Raw genomic sequence first — 20,911 nt, forward strand, 5'->3', positions numbered from 1 at the left:
GCATATCGTACTTTTCTTTCGTCGTTAGCGCTTGTAGCGCCGACCTTTTAAACTATATCAGATCTTCTTTTGAAAATCAAGGGTTATTTTTAGAAGTTCGAAGTTTTTTTCATTCTCTCTAAAATTCCCTTCAAAAGCGACAAGAGTTATCATACCAAGCGGGAAGCAAAAACGCAAGCATTATTACCAAGAATTTTATCCCATCCCCTGTTCATCCAGAGCAGACAGCAATTCTCCCATAGAACGAATAACAATTCGCGGCATGAAAAGCTCCGGAAGCTCTGACAATAAAGGATTCTTGCACTCCCTCCTCCACTTCTCCAAGCAAAACAAACGCATTCCGTGATCATTTGCGCGCATCTGCGGTTGGAGCCTCAACAATTCCTCTGGCAATTTTCGTTCTATTAATATAGAGGTTACATGACTGCGGTTAGCAAGTTGAATGTCATGATCCAAGCGATCTCCTACATGAGCGATTACTTGTCCCTGCAGTTTTTGCATAATAGCTGGGTCCGGCTTGCCAGTACCTGCTCGTTCTGGCGTAATGATCTCATCAAAGTATTCCAGCACGCCTAATGCCTCCATTACTGGTGCCTGAAACTTGTAAAAGCCATTTGTGACTACTGCCAACGAAAAGCCTCGCTTCTTTATCTCCTCGAGCATCTGGGGAATTCCATCCTCGAGCAAATCAACCTTGGGCATTACAGAGTGTTTCCGAACCAGCAATTCAATATCGATCTTTTTTTCTATACACAATGCATCGCATCTACTAACAAGGATATCATCCCAATCATACGCTTCTACGTAGCGTTCTTGGGACATACGCCGCTCATGCTCGGTTACCATTTCTGAAACAATATCATGCTCTCTTCCTAACTGACCGGAGATTACACGCGCAATCTCTGGAAATACCCACGCTCCAAATGGGTTTTGCATCAAGGTTCCATCCAGATCAAAGCTAATCCAGCGTTTGCTCATTTTATCGCCCCCGACGTAAGTCCTTCGATACTCCCCAGATAGTGTAAGCACGCCTAACAGAATGGTGCTAAATTCTTCGCCCTTCACACTCCGATCAGATGAACTATCCCCACGATCGTCAGTTTCATTGGCAGCATTAAGCCACGCACAAAAAAGAGACAGACGATTTGTCTGCCTCTCTTTGAAGAAAACGGCGAGCCGCTTTCTTACATCATGCCCATACCGCCCATGCCACCCATATCTGGCATGCCCATAGGAGCTTTGTTTTCTTCTGGTTTGTCAGCAATTACTGCTTCTGTAGTCAGGAACATAGCCGCTACAGATGCAGCGTTGGACAGTGCGGAGCGAGTAACTTTCGCCGCGTCAACGATACCAGCTTCGAGCATGTTTACATACTCTTCAGTTGCAGCGTTGAAGCCGATGCCCACTGCTTCTTTTTTCAGACGCTCTACGATTACAGAACCTTCGAGTCCTGCGTTCGCAGCGATTTGACGAACTGGCTCTTCCAGGGAACGGAGTACGATTTGTACACCTACAGCCTCTTCGCCACCTACATTGATCGCTTCAACCGCTTTGATTGCGTTGATCAAAGTAGTACCACCACCAGGTACGATACCTTCTTCTACTGCTGCGCGAGTAGAGTTCAGAGCGTCCTCGATGCGGAGTTTTTTCTCTTTCAGTTCGGTTTCAGTAGCTGCACCGACTTTGATTACTGCTACACCGCCAGCCAATTTAGCCAGACGCTCTTGCAGTTTTTCGCGATCGAAATCGGAAGTAGTATCTTCGATTTGTTGACGGATTTGGCTTACGCGGCCCTCGATGGAAGCCTTGTCGCCAGCACCTTCAACAACAGTTGTGTTTTCTTTTGTAACCACGATTTTGCCAGCGCGGCCCAGTTGCTCCAGCTTAGCGGATTTCAGGTCCAGACCCAACTCTTCCGTGATTACTTCCCCGCCAGTCAGAGCAGCGATGTCTTGCAGCATAGCTTTGCGGCGGTCGCCGAAGCCAGGAGCTTTAACCGCTACAGCTGTGAAGGTACCACGCAGTTTGTTCACTACGAGAGTAGCGAGCGCTTCGCCTTCAACATCTTCAGCGATGATCAGGAGTGGTTTGCCGCTTTGTACGACTTGCTCGAGTACAGGCAGAACTTCCTGGATGTTGGAGATTTTTTTGTCAGTAATCAGGATGTAAGGGTTGTTCAGAACCGCTTCCATCTTGTCAGTGTCAGTGATCATGTAAGGGGAAGCGTAGCCACGGTCAAATTGCATACCTTCTACTACTTCCAGCTCTGTTACGAATCCTTTGGATTCTTCAACAGTGATTACGCCATCTTTGCCCACTTTTTCCATTGCTTCAGCGATCAGGTTACCTACTTCTGGATCGTCAGCGGAAATAGCAGCTACTTGCGCGATAGAGGATTTGTTCTCAACCGGCTTCGCGATGGATTTGATTTCTTCTACAGCTGCACGAACTGCTTTTTCCATACCACGACGGATAACCATTGGGTTAGCGCCAGCAGTTACGTTTTTCAGACCTTCACGGATCATAGCTGCAGCAAGTACAGTTGCAGTTGTTGTACCGTCACCAGCGATGTCGTTGGTTTTGGTAGCAACTTCTTTAACCAGTTGCGCACCCATGTTTTCGTAAGCGTCTTCCAGTTCGATTTCTTTCGCGATGGTAACACCGTCGTTAGTGATCAACGGAGAACCGAATTTTTTCTCAAGAACCACGTTGCGGCCTTTTGGACCGAGGGTTACCTTAACCGCATTTGCCAAAGTTTCAACACCGCGGAGCATGGAGCGGCGAGCGTCTTCAGAGAATTTGACTTGTTTAGCCATCTAAACTCAACCTCCTGTTATGTGTTTATTCGTTCGACTTCCTATGTTAAGAGCCTTAACCGATGATCGCGAGGATATCGGATTCGCGCAGCACGAGGTATTCTTTGTTGTCTACCTTTACTTCAGTACCAGCGTATTTGGAGAAGATTACTTTATCGCCTTCTTTTACTTCCAAAGCGATGCGCTCGCCGTTGTCAGCAACACGGCCAGAACCTACTGCGATTACGCGGCCTTCTTGCGGTTTTTCCTTTGCAGAATCAGGCAAAACGATACCGCTTGCAGTCGTTTCGTCTTTGGAGATAGCTTCGATTACCACACGGTCACCCAATGGCTTAAGCACTAAAAACACCCTCCTCAAAAAATGTAGGTAAACAATATTTCTGTTGTTAGCACTCGACTGTTATGAGTGCTAACACCCAATTCCTATAATAATGAATCACTATGTACTTTGCAAGTAGTTTCCCTCACTTTTTTCCATTTGCAACTGCTTGACTACTCTTCCCCCTATCAAATTGCATCCTCTAGCAAAAAGGTTCTAGTATTCGGACACGCTCATATAAATGAAACATAGAATCAGGCAAGCTCGCCAAGGAGGGAATTGTTCCATGCACAAATGGCTCTGGATTGGCTTAATAGCCCTGGGAGTCTTGGGAATCAGCCGTCTCTTCACTTCAGATACTACTTCCTTTATACGGGTCAATCTTAACCCAGCCTCCATCTATTGGGATGGCCGTGAAATCGTCGCAAGCGAAAAGTCCGGGTACTACACGGAGGATGGCAAGGAAATACCAGCTTCCTTAGAATACAAAGGAACGCTATATGTACCTCTGTCCATGATCAGTCGCCACTTGAATAAGCCTATCGGTTGGGATGAAACTTCCCAAACTGCTTGGGTCGGTCAACCTCCTGTATTCTCAATCGGACAGCCTGAAAAACAGACTACACCCGATGCAGTCCCTGCCTCCCTGCCGCTTCCCCAAAAGCCTGCAACAACCAATCCACCTGCAGTACCCATCCGAGAGGAGAAGCCTAACACGATTTTTGATATAGCTCTCGGCATTTCTTCTGAGGATGTACACAAACTGTTAGGTGAGCCTGCCCGCAAAGAGCCAAGCAGTCTCGGCTATCAATGGTGGGTGTACAATCGTGAGCCTGCCCGATACATTCAAGTCGGCATCGCAAATGACAAAGTCGTCGATGTGTACTCTCTTGCTCCGACAGCAAAGCTCGGAAACATCGGAGTTGGCACCAGCCAGCAATCACTCGAGCGTCAGTTGAATGTACAAAACATTGTTTCCTTCTCTTTTCAGGGGGCACAAATCCAGATTACCAATCAAAAGCAGCAACGCCCTCTTGTCATGAAAGATGGCACACCCTTCATTTATTACTTGGACAAGCAGAATGGCAACAAAGTCACCGCCGTACGTATGATGGATACGCAAATGCTATTGCGCGGCAGTTTTTACGAAACGAAATGGACCTATCAAGGTCAGGCACCCAATTTTGATCCCCCGCCGCTTCGTGTCGGTGAACGAGAGCAGGTCAATGCTGCATCTGAGCGGCAAATCCTCGATCTGGTCAATGTTTCCCGCTACCGATACAAGCTTCCGCCCCTTCAATGGAACGAAAAAGCTGCCGATGTGGCACGAAAACACAGCATAGACATGGAGGGCAACAATTTCTTTGATCACATCTCTGCGACTACCGGCAGTAATCCATTTGACCGCATGAAAAGTGCCTCTCTCGCTTACAGCATGGCCGGAGAGAATATTGCAGCAGGCTACACAGATGCCATCGAAGCCCATGAAGGCTGGATGAACAGTCCTGGTCATCGCAAAAACGTACTCGAAAAAGGCTTCACCCAGTTAGGAGTGGGCGTATATACAGACTACTTCACCCAAACCTTCCTCACTCCCATGAAATAATCGAAAAGCCCGGTTTCGTCGCTTTTTATGGACGACCGGGCTTGTTTTTGCAAGAAGAAGCGCCACTTTACGGCAATTTCACCTGTTCCCTCAGGTGGTCAACTTTTTCAGTAAACTCCACAACGACCGTCTCATATTCTTTCGTGTGCAGAATTAGCCACGGACGACGCTCCCCTTTTTTGGGCATGATGACAAACATCTCTGCAATCATCGCATCGAGATTAGCGGATTTTAGCTTTATTGGCTTTGGGGGAACAAGCGGAATTTTCACGATCATGGCGGAATCCAACGATGGATTAAACTCCAAGACCCGCCCGCTCACACTCTGCAAAATCTGCTGGGCCTCCTCCTGAAAGCCAGATGTATTTTCAAAGCTAGCCACAACGCGCTTTTTGTCCGTATCAAACAGTTCGATAGGCTCCCCCAGCCCGGCGGCATTAGCAGTACTCCCAGAAAAGAGCAACGCCAAGCATACGATCAGCCACATATTCAGCACCTCCCGGATCATAACTTCCGTAGTATTTCCCAATTTCTGCTGAAATACAAAAAAAGTCCTCTGCCACTCGGGACAGAAGACTTTTTTCAACGCTTATTATTGAACGGGTTCGTTTGTTTCCAGACCGCCGTATTCTTGTTCCCACGCTTCTTGTTCTTTCAATTGCTTGCGATACACAACACGGGATAACCAAATGCTCAGCTCGTACAGCAGCAGCAAAGGGATGATCACGAGAATATCACTGACAATCTCAGGAGGTGTTAAGGTAATCCCGACTACAGCTAGTGCAAAGTAAGCGTAGCGTCGTGCCTTTGCCAGCCTCATTGGATTGAGGATGCGCAGTCTCGTCAGGAACATGACGATAATCGGCAGCTGGAACAGTATCCCGAACGGAATGACCATATTAAACATGAAACCAAAGTATTGCGCGATTCCGTAGTTCGGGTCTGCACCCATCGACGCTGTAATACTGGTCATAAACTGCATGACCATCGGAAAAACGACGTAGTAGCCAAACAGGATACCAACGATAAACAGAAAACAAGCCGCCGGGATGAAATAAAGCGTCCCGCGCTTTTCCTGTACTTCCATCCCTGGCGAAACAAAACGCCAAACGTGATAAAGTGCTACAGGCAGTGTGATGACAGCGCCCACTATGAAGGCAACCTGCATGTAAACACGAAGTGCGTCTGACGGATGCAACGAGACAATGGGCACGCCATCCGCAATCGGTTCTTGCTTTAAATAATCCACGAGTGGACCGGCGAGGAAAAACCCGACGACCAGTGCGACAATAAACACGGCCAGCACCCATATGATGCGCTTGCGCAGTTCCGTCAGGTGTTCTACCACTGTCATTTCCTGATCCTTCATGGTAACCACCAACCTTACCTGTTACGCGTTCTTCTGCTCTTTTTCCATTTGCAGGCGCTCTAGCTCCAGCTTTTCGCGGATTTCTTTTTCCAAGCGCTCGCGTTCCATTTTTTCACGAACTTCGCGTTCAATTCGCTCCCGCTCCGCTGCTTCCTTCTCAGCGACAACCGGCGTTGTTTTGGCAGACGCTTCTTTGGAGGCTAGCTCCTTGCGCTTTTTCTCCTCATCGTCGTCTTCATCGTCGCTTGTCAGACTACGCGTAGCATTTTTGAATTCTTTTAAAGTATGACCTACCGCACGCCCCAATTCTGGAAGCTTTTTCGGACCGAAAAGCACCAAGGCTAAAACTAAAATTAAGATTAATCCAGGAATCCCGATTGAGCTCATACTTGTTCACTCCTTTTTTCTTGTGAAGTCGTTTGCTTTTCGTTATTTGCCAGTCTAACCAGCTAGCACTTTCGTAAACCACCATATCCGAGTCTTGTCATATCGGAAGCGACTATTCGCTCCCCAACCAAAATACGCGGCAAAAATACATCAAAGGAAGTAAACGTTTCATGCATGACCGCTCCCGGCAAACCGAGAATCGGCACATCGCCTTTGTAAGCAACCATTAGCATGGAGCCCGGCAGCATCGGCGTACCGTAGCGCACTACTTCCGCTCCTACTCCTGCAATCGCTCCCGGCGTGCGGTCATCTGGATCGACAGACATGCCACCCGTGACCAAGATCAGATCGACTCCTTCATCGAGGAACGAATGAATCTGTTGTTCGATCGCTTCCTTGTCATCTGGCGCAAAACGCTGGTCTACTAGAGTAGAGCCGAGAGCTTCTACCTTGTTTCGAATCACAGGACCGAACTTGTCTGCAATCCTGCCAGAGAAAACTTCTCCCCCTGTTGTTACAAGTCCCACTCTTTTATCCTGAAACGTTTTTACTTGTACAATCGGTTCGTCAAACTGTTTGGCCAGTTGCTCCAGCTCGATGATTCGAGACTCTTCCATAATTAACGGGATGATTCTCGTAGCCGCCAATGTATGTCCCGGATGCACGACCTGATCGCCGTAAATCGTGGAGAACGCAATTCCTTCGAGTTTGTTCAACGCATGGACAGCATCCTCGTTGATTTTGGCCAAACCTGTTCTAGCGGCCTTCATCGACACCTTGCCCTCATAAGGAGGCGTCAAGGTCAAGCCTGGTCCGGATACAGCCTTCGCGATACGAACGCCCGCTTCTTCCTCATGGATGTAGCCTTCTGGCATCTCCAGCACGTAAATATGCTCTTTGCCAATGGACAACAGCGGCTCAATATCCGCCTCGGTGACAACATGCCCTTTTTTGAACAAGCGTCCTTTGAATTCTCCAGGCAAAATTTGCGTCATATCGTGAGGAAGCATCATTCCGATCGCTTCACGCACTGGCACTTCCCGCATTTGAGGTTTTTCTACCAATGCAATCCTCCCCAATCTTCGTTTGCTTCTCCCGTTCCTTGCAAAATGTGCAAAGCGTCGGACAGCATATCGCCAATCGCATTGAAACAGATTTCTACGCCTTTCGGGTTACCAGGGAGGTTGATAATCAACGAATTACCCCTCGTTCCCGCAACTGCACGGGTCAGCATCGCCCGTCGGGATTGCTTCAAACCAGCCCGGCGCATTTCTTCGGCCAAGCCTGGGACTGGTCTGTCAATGACCCACGCTGTCACTTCTGGCGTAACGTCACGCGGGCTAAGCCCCGTGCCCCCCGTAACAATCAACAGATCGCATTTTTCGCGGTCTACGAGCTCAATCATATGTTCTTGCAAATCTTCCATATCATCACTAACGGCACGGTATACAGCGACATCTACTTGAAGCCATTCCCTTGTCAGATGACGAACGATTGGCATACGATCGTCCACACGATCTCCTCTGGCAATTGAATCACTTGCAGAAATAACGCCTACCTTCCATTTGCTCACGATACATTCCTCCGGTTTCTCATTCGATAGTATTGTACACTTTTCTGTCAAAAACGTCTCGTCGTTTTTCCTTGGCGGATAGCACCATTCGCGACAGTAGAAGGGATGAAAAAGCTACTGACACAAAACATTCAAAAATGCAGAAGACCTTTTTCGGTGACAACTGCATCTAGCAAAACATCATGAGACTCTAGGGGCACATGCTCCACAACCTGAATAGAGAAGCCCACTCCAACCAAGAACGGGAGCTTTTTCAGCGTTGCCAGAAAGCGGTCATAATAACCACCGCCATACCCCATACGTCCGCCCTTGCTGTCAAAAGCAACGCCGGGAACAAGGATCGCATCCAAGTGTGATACATCCGCTTCCTCTGCCAGGGCAGGGTCCGGCTCCCAAATCCCGTAGACTCCTTGCTTTAGCATGTGCGTTCCCGTATACCGATAGGGAATAAGACGTCTCTCGGCAACATTTGTGAGCGGCAGCCATATGTCTTGGCCTCGCTTTTTTGCCTCATGTAGAAAGGGCAGAATATCCAGTTCATCTCCAAAAGGATGGAAAGCCATGATTGCTTTGGCATCAGCCAGCCTTTCATGAGACAGCAAATAATTGCATACCTCTCTGGAAAGCTGCTCCCGTTCCTTTGCAGATATGGACTTGCGGCTCTCCAAAATATGGCTTCGCAGCTGTTTTTTATTCGTTTTTTGGTCCATGACAACCTCTTCCCTCTTTCGTAACGTGCATGGGACATTCCCACGAGGCTTGTCCCATGCGCTCTCTCTAGGCTACACTGACATTAGTATATAAAGAGGTGAATCCGATGATTTTGCTACAAGCTGAACATATAGAAAAAACGTACGGTATCGAAACCATTCTACAAGACATCTCCCTGCAAATTCAAACTGGGGAACGGGTTGGTCTGGTTGGCGTAAACGGTGCAGGCAAATCGACCCTGATGAAGATCCTCGCCGGCGAACTAAGCTACGACAAAGGAATTATCCGCATTCCAAAGGATGTTACACTCGGGTATTTGGCACAAAACAGTGGCCTTGAATCGGAACGATCGATCTGGGATGAGCTGTTGAGCGTTTTTTCCCATCTGCAAAAAGAAGAGCTGGAGCTTCGTGAGCTCGAGGCCAAAATGGGTGATCCAGCTATTCTCGCTGATGAGAAGCGTTACCAGCAACTGTTGGAAAGCTACTCTCACCGCTCGGAAGCCTTTAAGGAAAAGGGCGGCTACAGCTACGAGGGTGCGATTCGTGGGGTTCTGCACGGCCTGCGCTTTGCGGACTTCGATTACACGACGCCGATCCGCACATTGAGCGGCGGACAAAAGACTCGTCTGGCACTAGCCAAGCTGCTGCTCCAATCTCCCACCATTCTTCTGCTTGATGAGCCGACGAACTACCTGGACATCGAGACACTGACTTGGCTGGAGACGTATTTGCAAAACTACCAGGGCGCCATTCTCGTCGTTTCCCATGACCGTTACTTCCTGGACAAGCTCGTGACTGTGGTCTATGAAATCGAACGGACACGCGCTACCCGCTATGTCGGTAACTACAGTCGCTTTCTCGATGAAAAGGCGGCTCGGCTCGAACAGGATTTGAAGCGATTCGAAAAGCAGCAGGAAGAGATCGCCAAGCTGGAGGATTTCATCGCGCGAAACATCGCTCGGGCTACGACGACCAAACGAGCGCAGAGCCGACGCAAGACGTTGGAAAAGATCGACCGCTTGGACAAGCCAATCATGAACAACAAATCCGTCCACTTCTCTTTTGATGTGGCGAAAATGAGCGGCACCATTGTGATGAAAGCAAACAACGTCGCGATTGGCTACCCGGATGCTGTCCTTTCTCAGGGCCTTACGTTTGAAATCGAGCGCGAGGAGCGTGTGGCCTTAGTCGGTCCCAATGGTATCGGGAAATCGACACTGTTAAAAACGATTGTGGAACAGTTGCCTAAGCTGCGCGGCGATATTCATTTCGGAAGCAATGTAACGATCGGGTACTACGACCAGGAGCATCGTAACCTGAACGAACGGAATACGGTGCTAGGCGAAATTTGGGATGAGTACCCGAACATGCTGGAAAAGGACGTCCGCACCTTGCTCGGCAACTTCTTGTTTAGCGGTGATGATGTACAAAAGAAGATCAGCGACCTTTCTGGAGGAGAGCGTGCACGCGTCTCTCTGGCAAAGCTCATGCTGAAGCAAGCAAACTTCCTGATCTTCGACGAGCCCACGAACCACTTGGATATTTTCAGTAAAGAAGTGCTCGAGAATGCCCTTTACGATTATCCGGGTACGATCCTGTTTGTGTCCCATGACCGTTACTTCTTAAACAAGATTGCTACCCGCGTCCTAGAGCTGACAGGTGATGGCGTGACCAGCTATTTGGGTAACTATGATTACTTCGTGGAGAAAAAGCAGGAACTGGAAGAGCTCGCAGCCGAACAAGCAGCGCAGCCCGCAAAAAAACAAGGCGGTACCGTAGCGGCACAGCCTGAGAAATCCTCTTATGAGCTAGATAAAGAAGCGAAACGTCGCGAGCGTCAACGTCAGCGCCGTTTGGAAGAGATTGAGGTCACGATCCAAAAACGAGAGGCTGACATTGTCAAATGGGAAGAAGAGCTCTGTCTCCCGGAAATTTATAGCGATCATGTGCAGGCAAAAGAACGCAACGATCAAATCCATGCTGCCAAAGAAGAACTGGAGCAGTTGTATGACGAGTGGAGCGCGCTAACAGAAGAGTAATCCCGTCTTTACGTAGAACAGCGCTCCTGCGCAGGCTCCTCCAAGGCGGCATAGAGAGCAGGAACCACTAGAAAGGTAATGCAGGTGGCTGCTGTGACGATGCCTGAGTCATTGAGGATCAGCCCAGCCAGTGCACCGACAATGACACCAGCAAAGCCTTTGACCAAGTAAGGCGTGTCCTTCGCCAGATGGTGCAAAAAGCGGTCGTTTTTCAAGGTGAGAACGCTTAGTGCAATTAGGGAGACGACAAATGCTTTGCTCCAAATGGAAACGCGAATCAAACGGAGATTCATCGCCAGCTTGCGTTCAATCATCTGCCCTACCTCGGACCATTCACCATGTACAATCTGCTGAGAAAGCCGTCCGACATGGGTCAAGGGCTGATCTGACATGAGACTGATCGCCATCAAACTGCATACACCCATTACTAGGCCGCCTGCCAACAGCAGGAGGCCTTTTTTGCCGATTCGCCAGCTCTCAAGCCGTGACAATGCCACGGAAAATCCGATCATCCCCGCAAGAAAACCGCCTGCGTCCGTTCCTAGGTTCGGTGCCACCATATAATAAAGCACGACACTGTATATGGTTGCGGAAACAGCAGGCAACCATTTATTTTCCCGATATAGATCCTTGTGTCCCCCACGCATTCTCTCGTACAGCGAAGCCACAAGCATGATCGTGCTGCCGATCAGGACCCCTTCGTATTCATTTCCTAGCCCGTAAAACCTCGCTCCGATTACTGGATCATACCCGAGGTACGATTGCCTCATCAAATGAGCGCCCGTCCATCCGTCCACCAGCAAAATGGCTGTCGTCACTGTGCTAACCGTCATCACGATTCGCGGGAGAGCGTGGGCTTCCTGCCAAAAAGCCGCGATCAGGGCAGTCATGATGAGCCCCCCCAAGACTACCGCGCCAGAAACCTGCCAGTCGAGCAGGCTCTCTGCCAAAAGCAATGCGGGAAACCATAATAAAGCCAGTAGCGCGAGACGTATTCCTCTACGAAGCCGCAAAAGACCTGCCCCTTCTCTCCTCCGCCCAAACCACCAAAGAACAACCGCACACCCAACAATAACAATCTGCAGCATGACGTAGGTATAGAGCACTGCTGGCCGTGTCGCATATGTATGATGAATCTCGCCTACCTGATTCTGAAGGGCAGTGAGACCATTGCCTTTTTCGATACGTATGACATGACCAGCCAACCCTTTGGGTACAGGTACGTCCAGCCAAGACAGTATAGTTGGTACCATATCGAGTCCACTGACTAATCCCGACTGCCTCGTGGTAGCGGATGTCAAAACTCCACTCGCTTTCTCTCCCCAAATGAACACGGGAGTTAAGAGAGCCTTTTCTTTTGTCGCCACATGATTGACGGCTGGTGACGCCAATACAATGCGTTGGTGTGGTTTACGTTTCTCGAGAAGTTGGTCAAGGAAAAGGGAAAAGTCACGCAAAACGCGCTGATACTGCCGGGTAAACTGACCTGGGTCCATATCCGCACTCAACTGGTATAACCGGGATAAATCTGAGAGTTGAGCAATGATCAAGCCCGCTTGACGCTCGCTGTGGATTTTCTCAAGCAGGTAGGTGTAGTTTGTCTTGATCCCGTACGGATAGCCACGAAAGAGCCCCATGCTTTTTGTAGAAATGTCCCCTGTCGGAACCCTTCCTTGCTGATCCATCGCAAACAGAACGGCATGTCTCTGTCGGATTTCCTCATAGTCACCGTTTCCGTATAAAGCAACCTGAATGTTGTTTGCAGCAAGCACGGTCCCAAGAAGCCCGATTTGCGCAGAATACGGCTTCTCCTGATTATCTGCCAAGAGCCGGAAAATACCCGGAAAAATGATCGAGGAGCGCGCCACCTCCCGCGCCTGATCACTGCCTAGCTCTTGTGCCCGTTCACCGGCTGTTTCCCTGGACGATAGCGCTTCATACGGATGATAGCCTGTCCCGCTCTTTTCAGAGTAAAGCGCTTGACCACCGCTCCCCATGAGCAGGTAGCCGTTTGCGGCTGTGCGCGATCCGGGTGTTCTTATGGATAGAGCCCCAGCTACTGCAGCATCCAACCATTTATCCACAGTAGATAACTTTTTGAGCTGCTCCAGATCATGAAACGACATCCCCTCCACAAACAGCATGATGACCTGTTGTTTTTCCTTTGCTACCAATGATTTTCCTATATTTGTAGCTAGAAACAATATCAGGAACGACAAGCAAATCAGCGCGAGTTTCTTTCTCACGAGTCTCCCTCCTGTTGATAACTCGACTTTTTTATCCACATTTTCCACAGAACAATCCACAGAGTACATGCGGTTTTCCCGGTCATTTTCTCGTGTTATCACCAGTATTCACAGGAGTATATGTGAACAATCCAGAAAGTTATCCTATGATGTGGATAAATCAAGGTAGATGGCCGGAAACAACTGAACCTTTTTGCCTTTGTAAGCGAATATAGGCGTGTAATACGTTCTGCAGGGGCCCCCATGAACGATAAAGAGTTACTTCCTTGGCTGAAAAAAATGCTGACGGGAGACGAAGCAGCTCCTTATTTTGAGGAAGTGAAGAGTGTTGAGAAAAGCCGCCTGGGAAGAAGCGCCTTTCCAGTCCAAGCGCCTCTGGAGCCCGACCGAGCGGAGGGATAAATGGTGGGAGTGTTTTTAGCTTCAACCTCTGCGAATACCTCTTCGAGGTAACTACTTTTGAAGCGCTCCCGCCATTTATTCCGGAGCGGGCAGTCTCCCTCCCCTTGCGGGGCGTAGGCCGAAGCGTAGACTGGAAATGTGCTTCTTCCCCCACTGCAGCCGCTCGTTTAAACAAACAAAAAAAGCATCTCTGATTCAACCTCAGAGATGCTTTTCATCTGGTCACTCTATTGCTCAGAAAGCGACAAGCTTGGGACTCCGTTCAAATCAAGCCCTTCAAACTGTCCTTTTTCATACTTGATAAAGCCTGCTGCCGCAATCATCGCAGCGTTGTCCGTACATAGTAAGAACGGTGGAATCACCAACGGAATTCCTTCTGCCTCGCACCTTGCTTGCAGTCGCTCACGCAATCCGCGATTCGCCGCGACGCCCCCGGCCAGCAGTACCTGCTTCGCTCCATGAGAACGAGCTGCCCGAATCGTCTTTTCTACGAGCACCTCTGTTACAGAGTCTTGGAAGCTCGCAGCCAGATTCGCCGGTTCGATCGTCTCTCCTCGCTGAGCTGCATTGTGCAAAGTATTGAGCACCGCTGACTTCAAGCCACTGAAGCTGAAATCGTAGGAGTCTGGCTCCAGCCATGAACGAGGGAGCGGTACATTTGCCTCCCCTTCATGTGCGAGGCGATCAATATGAGGTCCGCCTGGATACGGCATATTCAGTGCTCGTGCTACTTTGTCATATGCTTCTCCTGCAGCGTCATCTCGCGTTTCCCCTAAAATCTCGAACTGACCGTGCTCCTTCATCCAGACAAGCTCTGTATGCCCACCCGATACGACGAGTGCGATCAGCGGAAACTCCATTTCTTGCACCAGTCGATTCGCGTAAATATGACCCGCGATATGATGCACTCCAATTAGCGGGATGCCTCTGGCCATGGAAATGGCTTTTGCTGCTGCCACGCCAACTAACAGGGCTCCGACAAGCCCAGGCCCGTACGTCACCGCAATTGCCTGGATGTCATCCAGCGTTTTCCCAGCCTCGGTCAGTGCCTCTTCGATGGTAAGTGTAATATTCTCTACATGTCTGCGAGAAGCCACCTCCGGCACGACTCCGCCAAACCTTTTATGGATATCGGCTTGGGAAGCGATGACGTTCGACAGCACCTCTCGACCATCACGGATGATAGCAGCCGATGTCTCGTCGCAGCTTGTTTCAATTCCTAAAATATAAGTAGGAGCACCTGATTCTCTATGTGCTTCGTATTTTTGCTGTATGCGCTTCTCGTAGCGCGACGTATACGTCTTGTTCATTACAATGTCACCCACATAATGATTGCGTCCTCATTATTATCCGAATAATATCTCTTGCGCCGCCCATGCTCTTTAAAGCCGAGCTTGATATACATGTTCCGCGCAACTGTGTTCGAAGGTCGAACTTCCAGCGTCATGCTATGGGCCCCCTGCAGCTTGGCAACACCCATCATTTTGATCATCAGTGCCAATCCAACCTTTTTTCCACGATATAATGGATGGACGGCGATATTTGTAATATGTGCCTCATCGATCACGATCCACATGCCGCAGTAAGCGATAACCCGATTTTGGTGAACGACGACTACATAGCGTGCATTTGGATTTCTCGTCAGCTCGTTGACAAATGCATCATGTGGCCATGGAGTTGTAAAAGCCAAGCGCTCCAGCTCTGCCACAGCCCCAACGTCCTGCATCGTCATATAACGATATTCCAAATCGATTGGTTGACTCATGCTTTTACTCCTTTACGGCCCCCGCCTGCTTTTGGGCAAGCCACTTCGCTTCTGCCTCTGCCAGTTGCAAATACTCCGGAACCAGTTCATGCGCATTTCCGCCGTCTTGAAGCTTGCGCAGTGCCACATAGCCGATATGGGCAGCACGCGGGTGATTGAACGCTGGAGAAGCAAATTGCGCCTGATTCCCGAGCTCTTGCACAATCGTCTCCCGATGCAGCCTTACATCTTCACCCAAGAACAAGATCGGCTCTCCTTGCGCTTGATCTCGTAACAGTGGTAGCCATTCTCGCAACAGGATGATTTGTTCTGTGGACTGCGCACGCACCGCCTCCATGCCATCGGAACGATAACAGCCAGTATACACTTGACCTCTGCGCGCATCGAACAGCGGTACAATCAATCCAGAGAAGCCTGTGGCATTCATGGCGATTACCTCCAGACTGGATACACCGATGACTGGCACATTCAGTGACCAAGCCATGCTTTTCGCAGAGGCAACGCCGATTCTCACGCCTGTATAGGAGCCCGGTCCGTTTGCCACCCCGAAACCGCTGAGTTCCTCTGGCGCTGTTCCTGTTGCATCGAGCAGTTCACTAACGCAGTCCATCAGACGCACGGAATGGTTTTTTTGTTGGTTCGTCGTCATTTCAGCCAAGACCCGCTCTTCCTCTACCACAGCTACACTTAGCACCAGATTCGATGTATCAATCGCCAGTACGCGCATCAAAATCAAACTCCTCACACAATTTCACATAACGATTCCCTTGAGGAACCAGCTCGATCACCCGCTGTTCCTCCCCTTCTCTACGCAGGAAGACGGTCATCCTATCTGTCGGCAGGACATCCTCGATCAAAGAGGCCCACTCTACAACACAGACACCTTCTCCAAAAAAGTAATCGTCCAGACCAAGAGAGTCTGGGTCATCGCCTACCCGGTAGACATCCATATGATAAAGCGGCAAGCGCCCCTGATATTCTTTTATGATAGTAAAGGTCGGACTGTTCACTACTTGTCGGACTCCTAGTCCTTTGGCCAACCCCTGGGTAAAAGTCGTCTTGCCCGCTCCCAGATCTCCCTCCATCGCGAGGAAGTCACCTGGTTCAAGCAGACTTGCCAGTTGCTCGGCAAAGCGCTGCGTCTCCTGCGCTCCCGTGAGCCTCCATGTATAGCTCATCTCTTTCATCCACTCCTAAAATGGTTGAATCCCGCTTTGGGCAACGGGAGCTGTTGATCATCGCGCTGAAGCATCAATTCTGGTTCTTGCCTTTTCCCTACCACCTCACCGATGACAGTAAACGGTACACCACTAGCGGCAAATTGCTTGCTTACGGCTTCGTAGTGACTTTTCGCAAGCGTTCCGACCAATTGATAATCTTCACCGCCATAAAAAGCCCATTCCAGCGGATCTTTCTCTACGTGCCGTGCATACTCCCGAACTTCGTCATGGATCGGTACCATTGCAGCATCGACCAAAATCGATACGCCGCTGGCCTCGGCAATCTCCCACAGCTCTGACGCCAGCCCATCACTGACATCATTCAGCGCACTGCATGCCCCTGATTCCAGGAGCAGTCTGCCCGCTTTTATTTGGGCAACGGGACGCTGATGAGCATTCATCAATGTCTCCCAAGGTAAAGAGACGCTTCTTTCAGCAGTCTCGCCTTGCAGGAGTAAATGTAGTCCTGCTGCAGAAGTTCCGACATGCCCTGTAACAAAAACAAGCTGCCCAGGCTTTGCCTGTGAACGACGAATGGCACGCCCTTTTTCTACCTCGCCCAATACGGTAACACTCAGGTGTAAGGCATCAGGCGCAGAAACGGTATCACCACCAATGACACGAACTCCATATGCCTGACAAGCCTCGTAAATACCTTCATAGATTTGCTGGCATTCGTCAGGCGTCCATTGCGGACTTACCGCGATACTGACAAGCGCATACCGGGCAACCCCGCCCATCGCTGCAACATCGCTCACATTGCTGATAACAGCCTTATATCCGATATCACTAGGATTCATCGTTTTCTTCAAAAAATGAACCGTCTCCACCATCGCATCGCAACAAGCCACGACTTCCATTTCTGGCGCTGGGGAGAAGACAGCGGCATCATCCCCTATCCCGACGGTCAAACCGTTCCCTTCCTGCCCCGCAGAACGACTCGTCCATTGCCGGATCAGGGAAAATTCGTCGTGTGCCACTTCAAACGCTCCTTTTCCTTCGCGGAAAACATTTTTCGTCTGTTCATTATACCCCTGCTGTCAAAAGACGCGCAAGAAAGCCAACCGCCTCTGACTCTTTACATCGTTAGCTCGCGTAACAGCAGCTTTCCTTTGCAGCGTCCGCAACGATAGCGGCTCGGGTTCATCTTTCGTTTGCGTTTGTAGCTCATGCCACATGCCTTGCATACCAGCTCGTAGCGGTAAGGCAGGGTCGTCCGACCGTTTCCTACCTGTTGGCAGTATCGACTTCCCCCCACCTGACGCAGAAGTAGTTGAAAATCCCGGTCAGCGTGTCTATACCCGCGCTTTTCTATGTGTAAATGATAATGGCAAAGCTCGTGCTTAATGATCGCAATCAATTCCTCCACACCATGCTCCTGCAAATGCTTCGGATTCAATTCAATGTCATGCGAGCGCAGCAAGTACCTGCCGCCAGTCGTGCGCAATCTGCTGTTAAAGCGGGCCTGATGGCGAAAGGGCTTGGCAAAAAATTCGCTGGATATCTGCTCTACCAGCATTTGCAGTTCCATATCGGTCATCTCATCTCCTCCGCTTCCTTCTTTTCACCATAGCAGTTCCAGTTGAAAAGTGCCAGATAGATAGGCTACACTATGTGCAAATAAACGGTCATATCTAAACGGTAGACAGAATGGTGGAGGAGCTCATGCGCTATTTGTTGTTGCAGTCCAGTGACGGACTACAGTTTGTCTCGTTGCCAGAAACGCATATGTACCAATTAATCGCTCTATTGAAACGACTTTACAAGGAAATTGACAAATTGACGATCACAGAGCGCCCAGAATTGCCTACGCTTCTGGCAGACTGTGCGGATGTGGATCGGTTAGAGAGCGGGCTTTCGATCGTGGATGGTTTGGAGTACGTCAGTGGTCTGGAGCGTCGCTTCGCTGCCCTACAAGAGACAGAGTATCCGCTCATCTCTTTATTGACAGAGATCCGTGCCCTACAAGCTCAATTGGAGTATTTGCACGAAGAAGAAGAGTAAATGAAAATTGTAGGCACCTCCTGCTCGTCTCTGCGCATACATTGCCTATAGACGAATCTCTCCAGGAGGTACTTTCATGCCACAATGGATGCGCAGGCAGTTGCAACGTGCCTTTAATGGGAAGGACGTTCGCCAAATTCGTGTGCTCAACAGTTGCTGGTTCTTATATTTGGAAAAAAATGGCGGCCGCCCTGACTGACAGGAGGCCGCCTTTTAGTTCATGTTCAAAAAGTCGTCTTTTCAGCACCGAGAAAGTGGCGAGAACCTGAAGAAGGAGGATCGGTTATCCTTCCGTTGGCGCGATCATGGTCATCCCTACACGCTGACGTTTCTCGTCAATTTCTACTACCCATACATCTACGATATCGCCAACGGTCACCACTTCAAGTGGATGTTTCACAAAGCCCTTCTTCAAACGGGAAATGTGCACGAGTCCGTCGTTTTTCAGACCGATATCCACAAACGCTCCGAAATCGACCACGTTGCGCACAGTACCTTGCAGCTTCATGCCCACACTCAGATCAGACAGCTGGAGGACATCACTTCGCAAGAGTGGTTTTGGCAGCTCGTCACGTGGGTCGCGACCAGGACGCAAGAGGCTGTCCACAATGTCTTGTAGCGTAGGCTCACCAATCCCGAGCTTCGCAGCAGTCTCTTTTACATCCAAAGACTGCACGCGTTCCTTGCAGTTCTCACCGCCGATCTCGTGAGCGTTAATGCCCAGCATTGACAATAGCTGGTGGGTCGCATCGTACGATTCCGGGTGAATCGGTGTTTTGTCCAGTGGATTCGCTCCATCCATCACGCGGAGAAACCCGATACACTGCTCGTACGTTTTGGCACCTAAGCGCGGAACCGCCTTCAACTGGGAGCGCTCCGTGAACTTCCCGACCTCGTCCCGTTTTTTCACGATATTCCCCGCCACTTGACGGCTGATCCCTGATACATACTGCAATAGAGAAGGAGAAGCAGTATTCACATCTACTCCGACATGGTTTACGGCAGACTCAACCACAAACTGCAGACTGTCTGCCAGCCTCGATTGGGAAACATCGTGCTGGTACTGACCGACCCCGACGGACTTCGGATCGATTTTGACCAACTCAGCGAGCGGGTCCTGCAAGCGACGCGCGATCGAAGCCGCACTTCGCTCTGCTACATCCAAGTCCGGGAATTCTTCCTTGGCTATGGTGGATGCGGAATACACGGATGCGCCTGCCTCGTTCACGATGATGTACATCACCTCTCGCTTCAGCTCTTTCAGTAGCGTGGCAATGAACTGTTCTGTCTCGCGCGAAGCAGTACCGTTGCCAATCGCGACAACCGTAACTGCATAGGTTTCGATCAACTGCTTCACTTTCACTGTAGCTTCAGCCACTTTATTGGCCGGAGGGGTCGGGTAAACGACGGCAACCTCCAGCAGTTTGCCGGTTTCGTCTACAACCGCGAGCTTACAACCTGTCCGAAACGCCGGATCGACCCCAAGTACGACTTTTCCTTTTACAGGCGGTTGAAGCAGCAAATTGCGCAGGTTTTCTGCAAAGATGTGAATTGCACGTTCCTCGGCTGCCTCTGTCAGCTCGGCGCGCACCTCTCGTTCAATAGAAGGGGCAATCAGACGCTTATACGCGTCCTCGACTGTCAAAGTCAGCAGATTGCGGGCTACTGTATCACGAGGAATGGTGCGTTTTTGCATCCAAGCCACAATCTCTGCGACAGGCGCTTCAATGGAAACCTTCAAAATGCCTTCGTTTTCTCCCCGATTGATGGCCAGTACCCGATGTGGAACCACCTTTTTCAGAGGCTCACTATATGCGTAATACATTTGGTATACATTTTTCTCGTCTGCTTCTTCGGCTTTCTGCTCAGTCAGAAGCAACCCTTTTTGCACGGAGCGCTGGCGAACCCACTGGCGAATTTCTGGGTCATCAGACAGAAGTTCCGCCACGATGTCCATTGCTCCTTGCAGAGCTTGCTCAGTCGTCTCTACGCCTTTTTCCGGGTTGATGTATGATTTTGCTTCTTCATCCGGATTCCCGGTTTTCGGTAAGCTCATGAGGTAGTTGGCAAGTGGCTCTAGTCCCTTCTCCTTGGCCATGGTTGCACGCGTGCGGCGTTTTTGGCGGTAAGGGCGGTACAGGTCCTCTACCTCTTGCAGCCTTGTCGCACGCTCAATAGCTGCGCGCAGCTCGTCCGTCAGCTTGCCTTGCTCATCGATGAGCCGAACGACTTCTTCCTTCCGAACTGACAGGTTGCGTAAATAGCGAACGCGTTCCTCAATCGCTCGAATTTGTGTTTCATCTAGCTGCCCCGTCATTTCTTTGCGGTAGCGGGCAATAAAAGGAACCGTGTTTCCTTCATCCAGGAGGGCAACCGTGCGCTCCACCTGGTGAGGTTTGACACCCGTATCTTGGGCGATTGTCTGGATCATCAACGTAAGCTCCATACCTGT

At 49.9% G+C, this 20,911-nt stretch carries 22 protein-coding genes; 5 read left to right on the forward strand and 17 right to left on the reverse strand.

Annotated elements, in window-relative coordinates; all coding sequences use genetic code 11:
* Positions 1-195: 195 nt before the first annotated feature.
* The 3 genes from ACM6JA_RS05080 to groES all read right to left on the reverse strand — a co-directional run bounded on the left by ACM6JA_RS05080 (position 196) and on the right by groES (position 3,156).
* On the reverse strand, positions 196-978 hold the full coding sequence (locus ACM6JA_RS05080; RefSeq protein WP_414851444.1) for an HAD family hydrolase: 783 nt from the start codon (positions 976-978) through the stop codon (positions 196-198).
* A 206-nt stretch (positions 979-1,184) separates the two neighbouring features.
* Positions 1,185-2,816, reverse strand: coding sequence for a chaperonin GroEL (groL, locus tag ACM6JA_RS05085; protein WP_414851445.1), 1,632 nt, complete (start codon positions 2,814-2,816; stop codon positions 1,185-1,187).
* A 55-nt stretch (positions 2,817-2,871) separates the two neighbouring features.
* A complete protein-coding gene (gene groES / locus ACM6JA_RS05090) occupies positions 2,872-3,156 on the reverse strand; it encodes a co-chaperone GroES (protein WP_007721023.1) in 285 nt (94 codons plus the stop codon).
* A 265-nt stretch (positions 3,157-3,421) separates the two neighbouring features.
* On the opposite strand from groES, the gene ACM6JA_RS05095 reads away from it, so the two are divergent.
* A complete protein-coding gene (locus ACM6JA_RS05095; RefSeq protein ID WP_414851446.1) occupies positions 3,422-4,741 on the forward strand; it encodes a CAP-associated domain-containing protein in 1,320 nt (439 codons plus the stop codon).
* Between the two features lie 67 nt (positions 4,742-4,808).
* Here ACM6JA_RS05095 and ACM6JA_RS05100 read toward each other — a convergent pair whose 3' ends face one another.
* The 6 genes from ACM6JA_RS05100 to ACM6JA_RS05125 form a co-directional block, all read right to left on the reverse strand.
* Complete coding sequence (locus tag ACM6JA_RS05100; protein WP_414851447.1) at positions 4,809-5,228, reverse strand: hypothetical protein; 420 nt, start codon at positions 5,226-5,228, stop codon at positions 4,809-4,811.
* A 105-nt stretch (positions 5,229-5,333) separates the two neighbouring features.
* Positions 5,334-6,110 (reverse strand): twin-arginine translocase subunit TatC, encoded by a 777-nt coding sequence (gene tatC, locus ACM6JA_RS05105; RefSeq protein WP_414851448.1) that lies wholly within the window; start codon positions 6,108-6,110, stop codon positions 5,334-5,336.
* Positions 6,111-6,131: 21 nt separating this feature from the next.
* The gene (gene tatA / locus ACM6JA_RS05110; RefSeq protein ID WP_069852148.1) at positions 6,132-6,497 is read right to left on the reverse strand and encodes a twin-arginine translocase TatA/TatE family subunit; all 366 of its coding nucleotides are present in this window, start codon (positions 6,495-6,497) and stop codon (positions 6,132-6,134) included.
* Between the two features lie 62 nt (positions 6,498-6,559).
* Complete coding sequence (locus ACM6JA_RS05115; RefSeq protein WP_414851449.1) at positions 6,560-7,561, reverse strand: molybdopterin-binding protein; 1,002 nt, start codon at positions 7,559-7,561, stop codon at positions 6,560-6,562.
* Positions 7,555-8,070, reverse strand: a complete 516-nt coding sequence (locus ACM6JA_RS05120) for a molybdenum cofactor biosynthesis protein B (RefSeq protein WP_012684262.1) — start codon at positions 8,068-8,070, stop codon at positions 7,555-7,557. The genes ACM6JA_RS05115 and ACM6JA_RS05120 overlap by 7 nt, the downstream gene beginning before the upstream one ends.
* A gap of 131 nt (positions 8,071-8,201) precedes the next feature.
* The gene (locus ACM6JA_RS05125) at positions 8,202-8,780 is read right to left on the reverse strand and encodes a 5-formyltetrahydrofolate cyclo-ligase (protein ID WP_414851450.1); all 579 of its coding nucleotides are present in this window, start codon (positions 8,778-8,780) and stop codon (positions 8,202-8,204) included.
* 107 nt (positions 8,781-8,887) lie between these two features.
* On the opposite strand from ACM6JA_RS05125, the gene ACM6JA_RS05130 reads away from it, so the two are divergent.
* Positions 8,888-10,822: an ABC-F family ATP-binding cassette domain-containing protein gene (locus ACM6JA_RS05130; protein WP_414851451.1), complete on the forward strand. Its 1,935-nt coding sequence runs from the start codon at positions 8,888-8,890 to the stop codon at positions 10,820-10,822.
* Positions 10,823-10,830: 8 nt separating this feature from the next.
* Here ACM6JA_RS05130 and ACM6JA_RS05135 read toward each other — a convergent pair whose 3' ends face one another.
* On the reverse strand, positions 10,831-13,068 hold the full coding sequence (locus tag ACM6JA_RS05135; RefSeq protein ID WP_414851452.1) for a hypothetical protein: 2,238 nt from the start codon (positions 13,066-13,068) through the stop codon (positions 10,831-10,833).
* A 243-nt stretch (positions 13,069-13,311) separates the two neighbouring features.
* Between ACM6JA_RS05135 and ACM6JA_RS05140 the strand changes: the two genes are divergently transcribed.
* A complete protein-coding gene (locus ACM6JA_RS05140; protein ID WP_414851453.1) occupies positions 13,312-13,470 on the forward strand; it encodes a hypothetical protein in 159 nt (52 codons plus the stop codon).
* Positions 13,471-13,697: 227 nt separating this feature from the next.
* Here the strand turns inward: ACM6JA_RS05140 and tsaD are convergent, their stop codons facing one another.
* The 6 genes from tsaD to ACM6JA_RS05170 form a co-directional block, all read right to left on the reverse strand.
* A complete protein-coding gene (gene tsaD, locus ACM6JA_RS05145) occupies positions 13,698-14,780 on the reverse strand; it encodes a tRNA (adenosine(37)-N6)-threonylcarbamoyltransferase complex transferase subunit TsaD (RefSeq protein WP_414851454.1) in 1,083 nt (360 codons plus the stop codon).
* Positions 14,780-15,235 (reverse strand): ribosomal protein S18-alanine N-acetyltransferase, encoded by a 456-nt coding sequence (rimI, locus tag ACM6JA_RS05150; RefSeq protein WP_007721048.1) that lies wholly within the window; start codon positions 15,233-15,235, stop codon positions 14,780-14,782. Before rimI ends, tsaD begins: the two co-directional genes overlap by 1 nt.
* 4 nt (positions 15,236-15,239) lie before the next feature.
* Positions 15,240-15,962, reverse strand: coding sequence for a tRNA (adenosine(37)-N6)-threonylcarbamoyltransferase complex dimerization subunit type 1 TsaB (tsaB, locus tag ACM6JA_RS05155; RefSeq protein WP_144617962.1), 723 nt, complete (start codon positions 15,960-15,962; stop codon positions 15,240-15,242).
* A complete protein-coding gene (gene tsaE / locus ACM6JA_RS05160; RefSeq protein ID WP_234126301.1) occupies positions 15,943-16,413 on the reverse strand; it encodes a tRNA (adenosine(37)-N6)-threonylcarbamoyltransferase complex ATPase subunit type 1 TsaE in 471 nt (156 codons plus the stop codon). Before tsaE ends, tsaB begins: the two co-directional genes overlap by 20 nt.
* A gap of 5 nt (positions 16,414-16,418) precedes the next feature.
* On the reverse strand, positions 16,419-17,435 hold the full coding sequence (gene thiL, locus ACM6JA_RS05165; RefSeq protein WP_414851455.1) for a thiamine-phosphate kinase: 1,017 nt from the start codon (positions 17,433-17,435) through the stop codon (positions 16,419-16,421).
* A gap of 98 nt (positions 17,436-17,533) precedes the next feature.
* Complete coding sequence (locus ACM6JA_RS05170) at positions 17,534-17,995, reverse strand: SprT family protein (RefSeq protein WP_414851456.1); 462 nt, start codon at positions 17,993-17,995, stop codon at positions 17,534-17,536.
* 125 nt (positions 17,996-18,120) lie between these two features.
* Here ACM6JA_RS05170 and ACM6JA_RS05175 point away from each other — a divergent pair, with 125 nt between their 5' ends.
* Entirely contained in the window at positions 18,121-18,459 is a 339-nt protein-coding gene (locus ACM6JA_RS05175) for a hypothetical protein (protein ID WP_007721062.1), read from the forward strand.
* A 76-nt stretch (positions 18,460-18,535) separates the two neighbouring features.
* Entirely contained in the window at positions 18,536-18,658 is a 123-nt protein-coding gene (gene cmpA / locus ACM6JA_RS05180; RefSeq protein ID WP_012684250.1) for a cortex morphogenetic protein CmpA, read from the forward strand.
* An 84-nt stretch (positions 18,659-18,742) separates the two neighbouring features.
* On the opposite strand, the gene ACM6JA_RS05185 is transcribed toward cmpA, so the two are convergent.
* Positions 18,743-20,905, reverse strand: a complete 2,163-nt coding sequence (locus tag ACM6JA_RS05185) for a Tex family protein (protein WP_414851457.1) — start codon at positions 20,903-20,905, stop codon at positions 18,743-18,745.
* Positions 20,906-20,911 lie beyond the last annotated feature (6 nt).

This window comes from Brevibacillus sp. IT-7CA2 (assembly GCF_949767855.1).
Lineage (GTDB): Bacteria > Bacillota > Bacilli > Brevibacillales > Brevibacillaceae > Brevibacillus.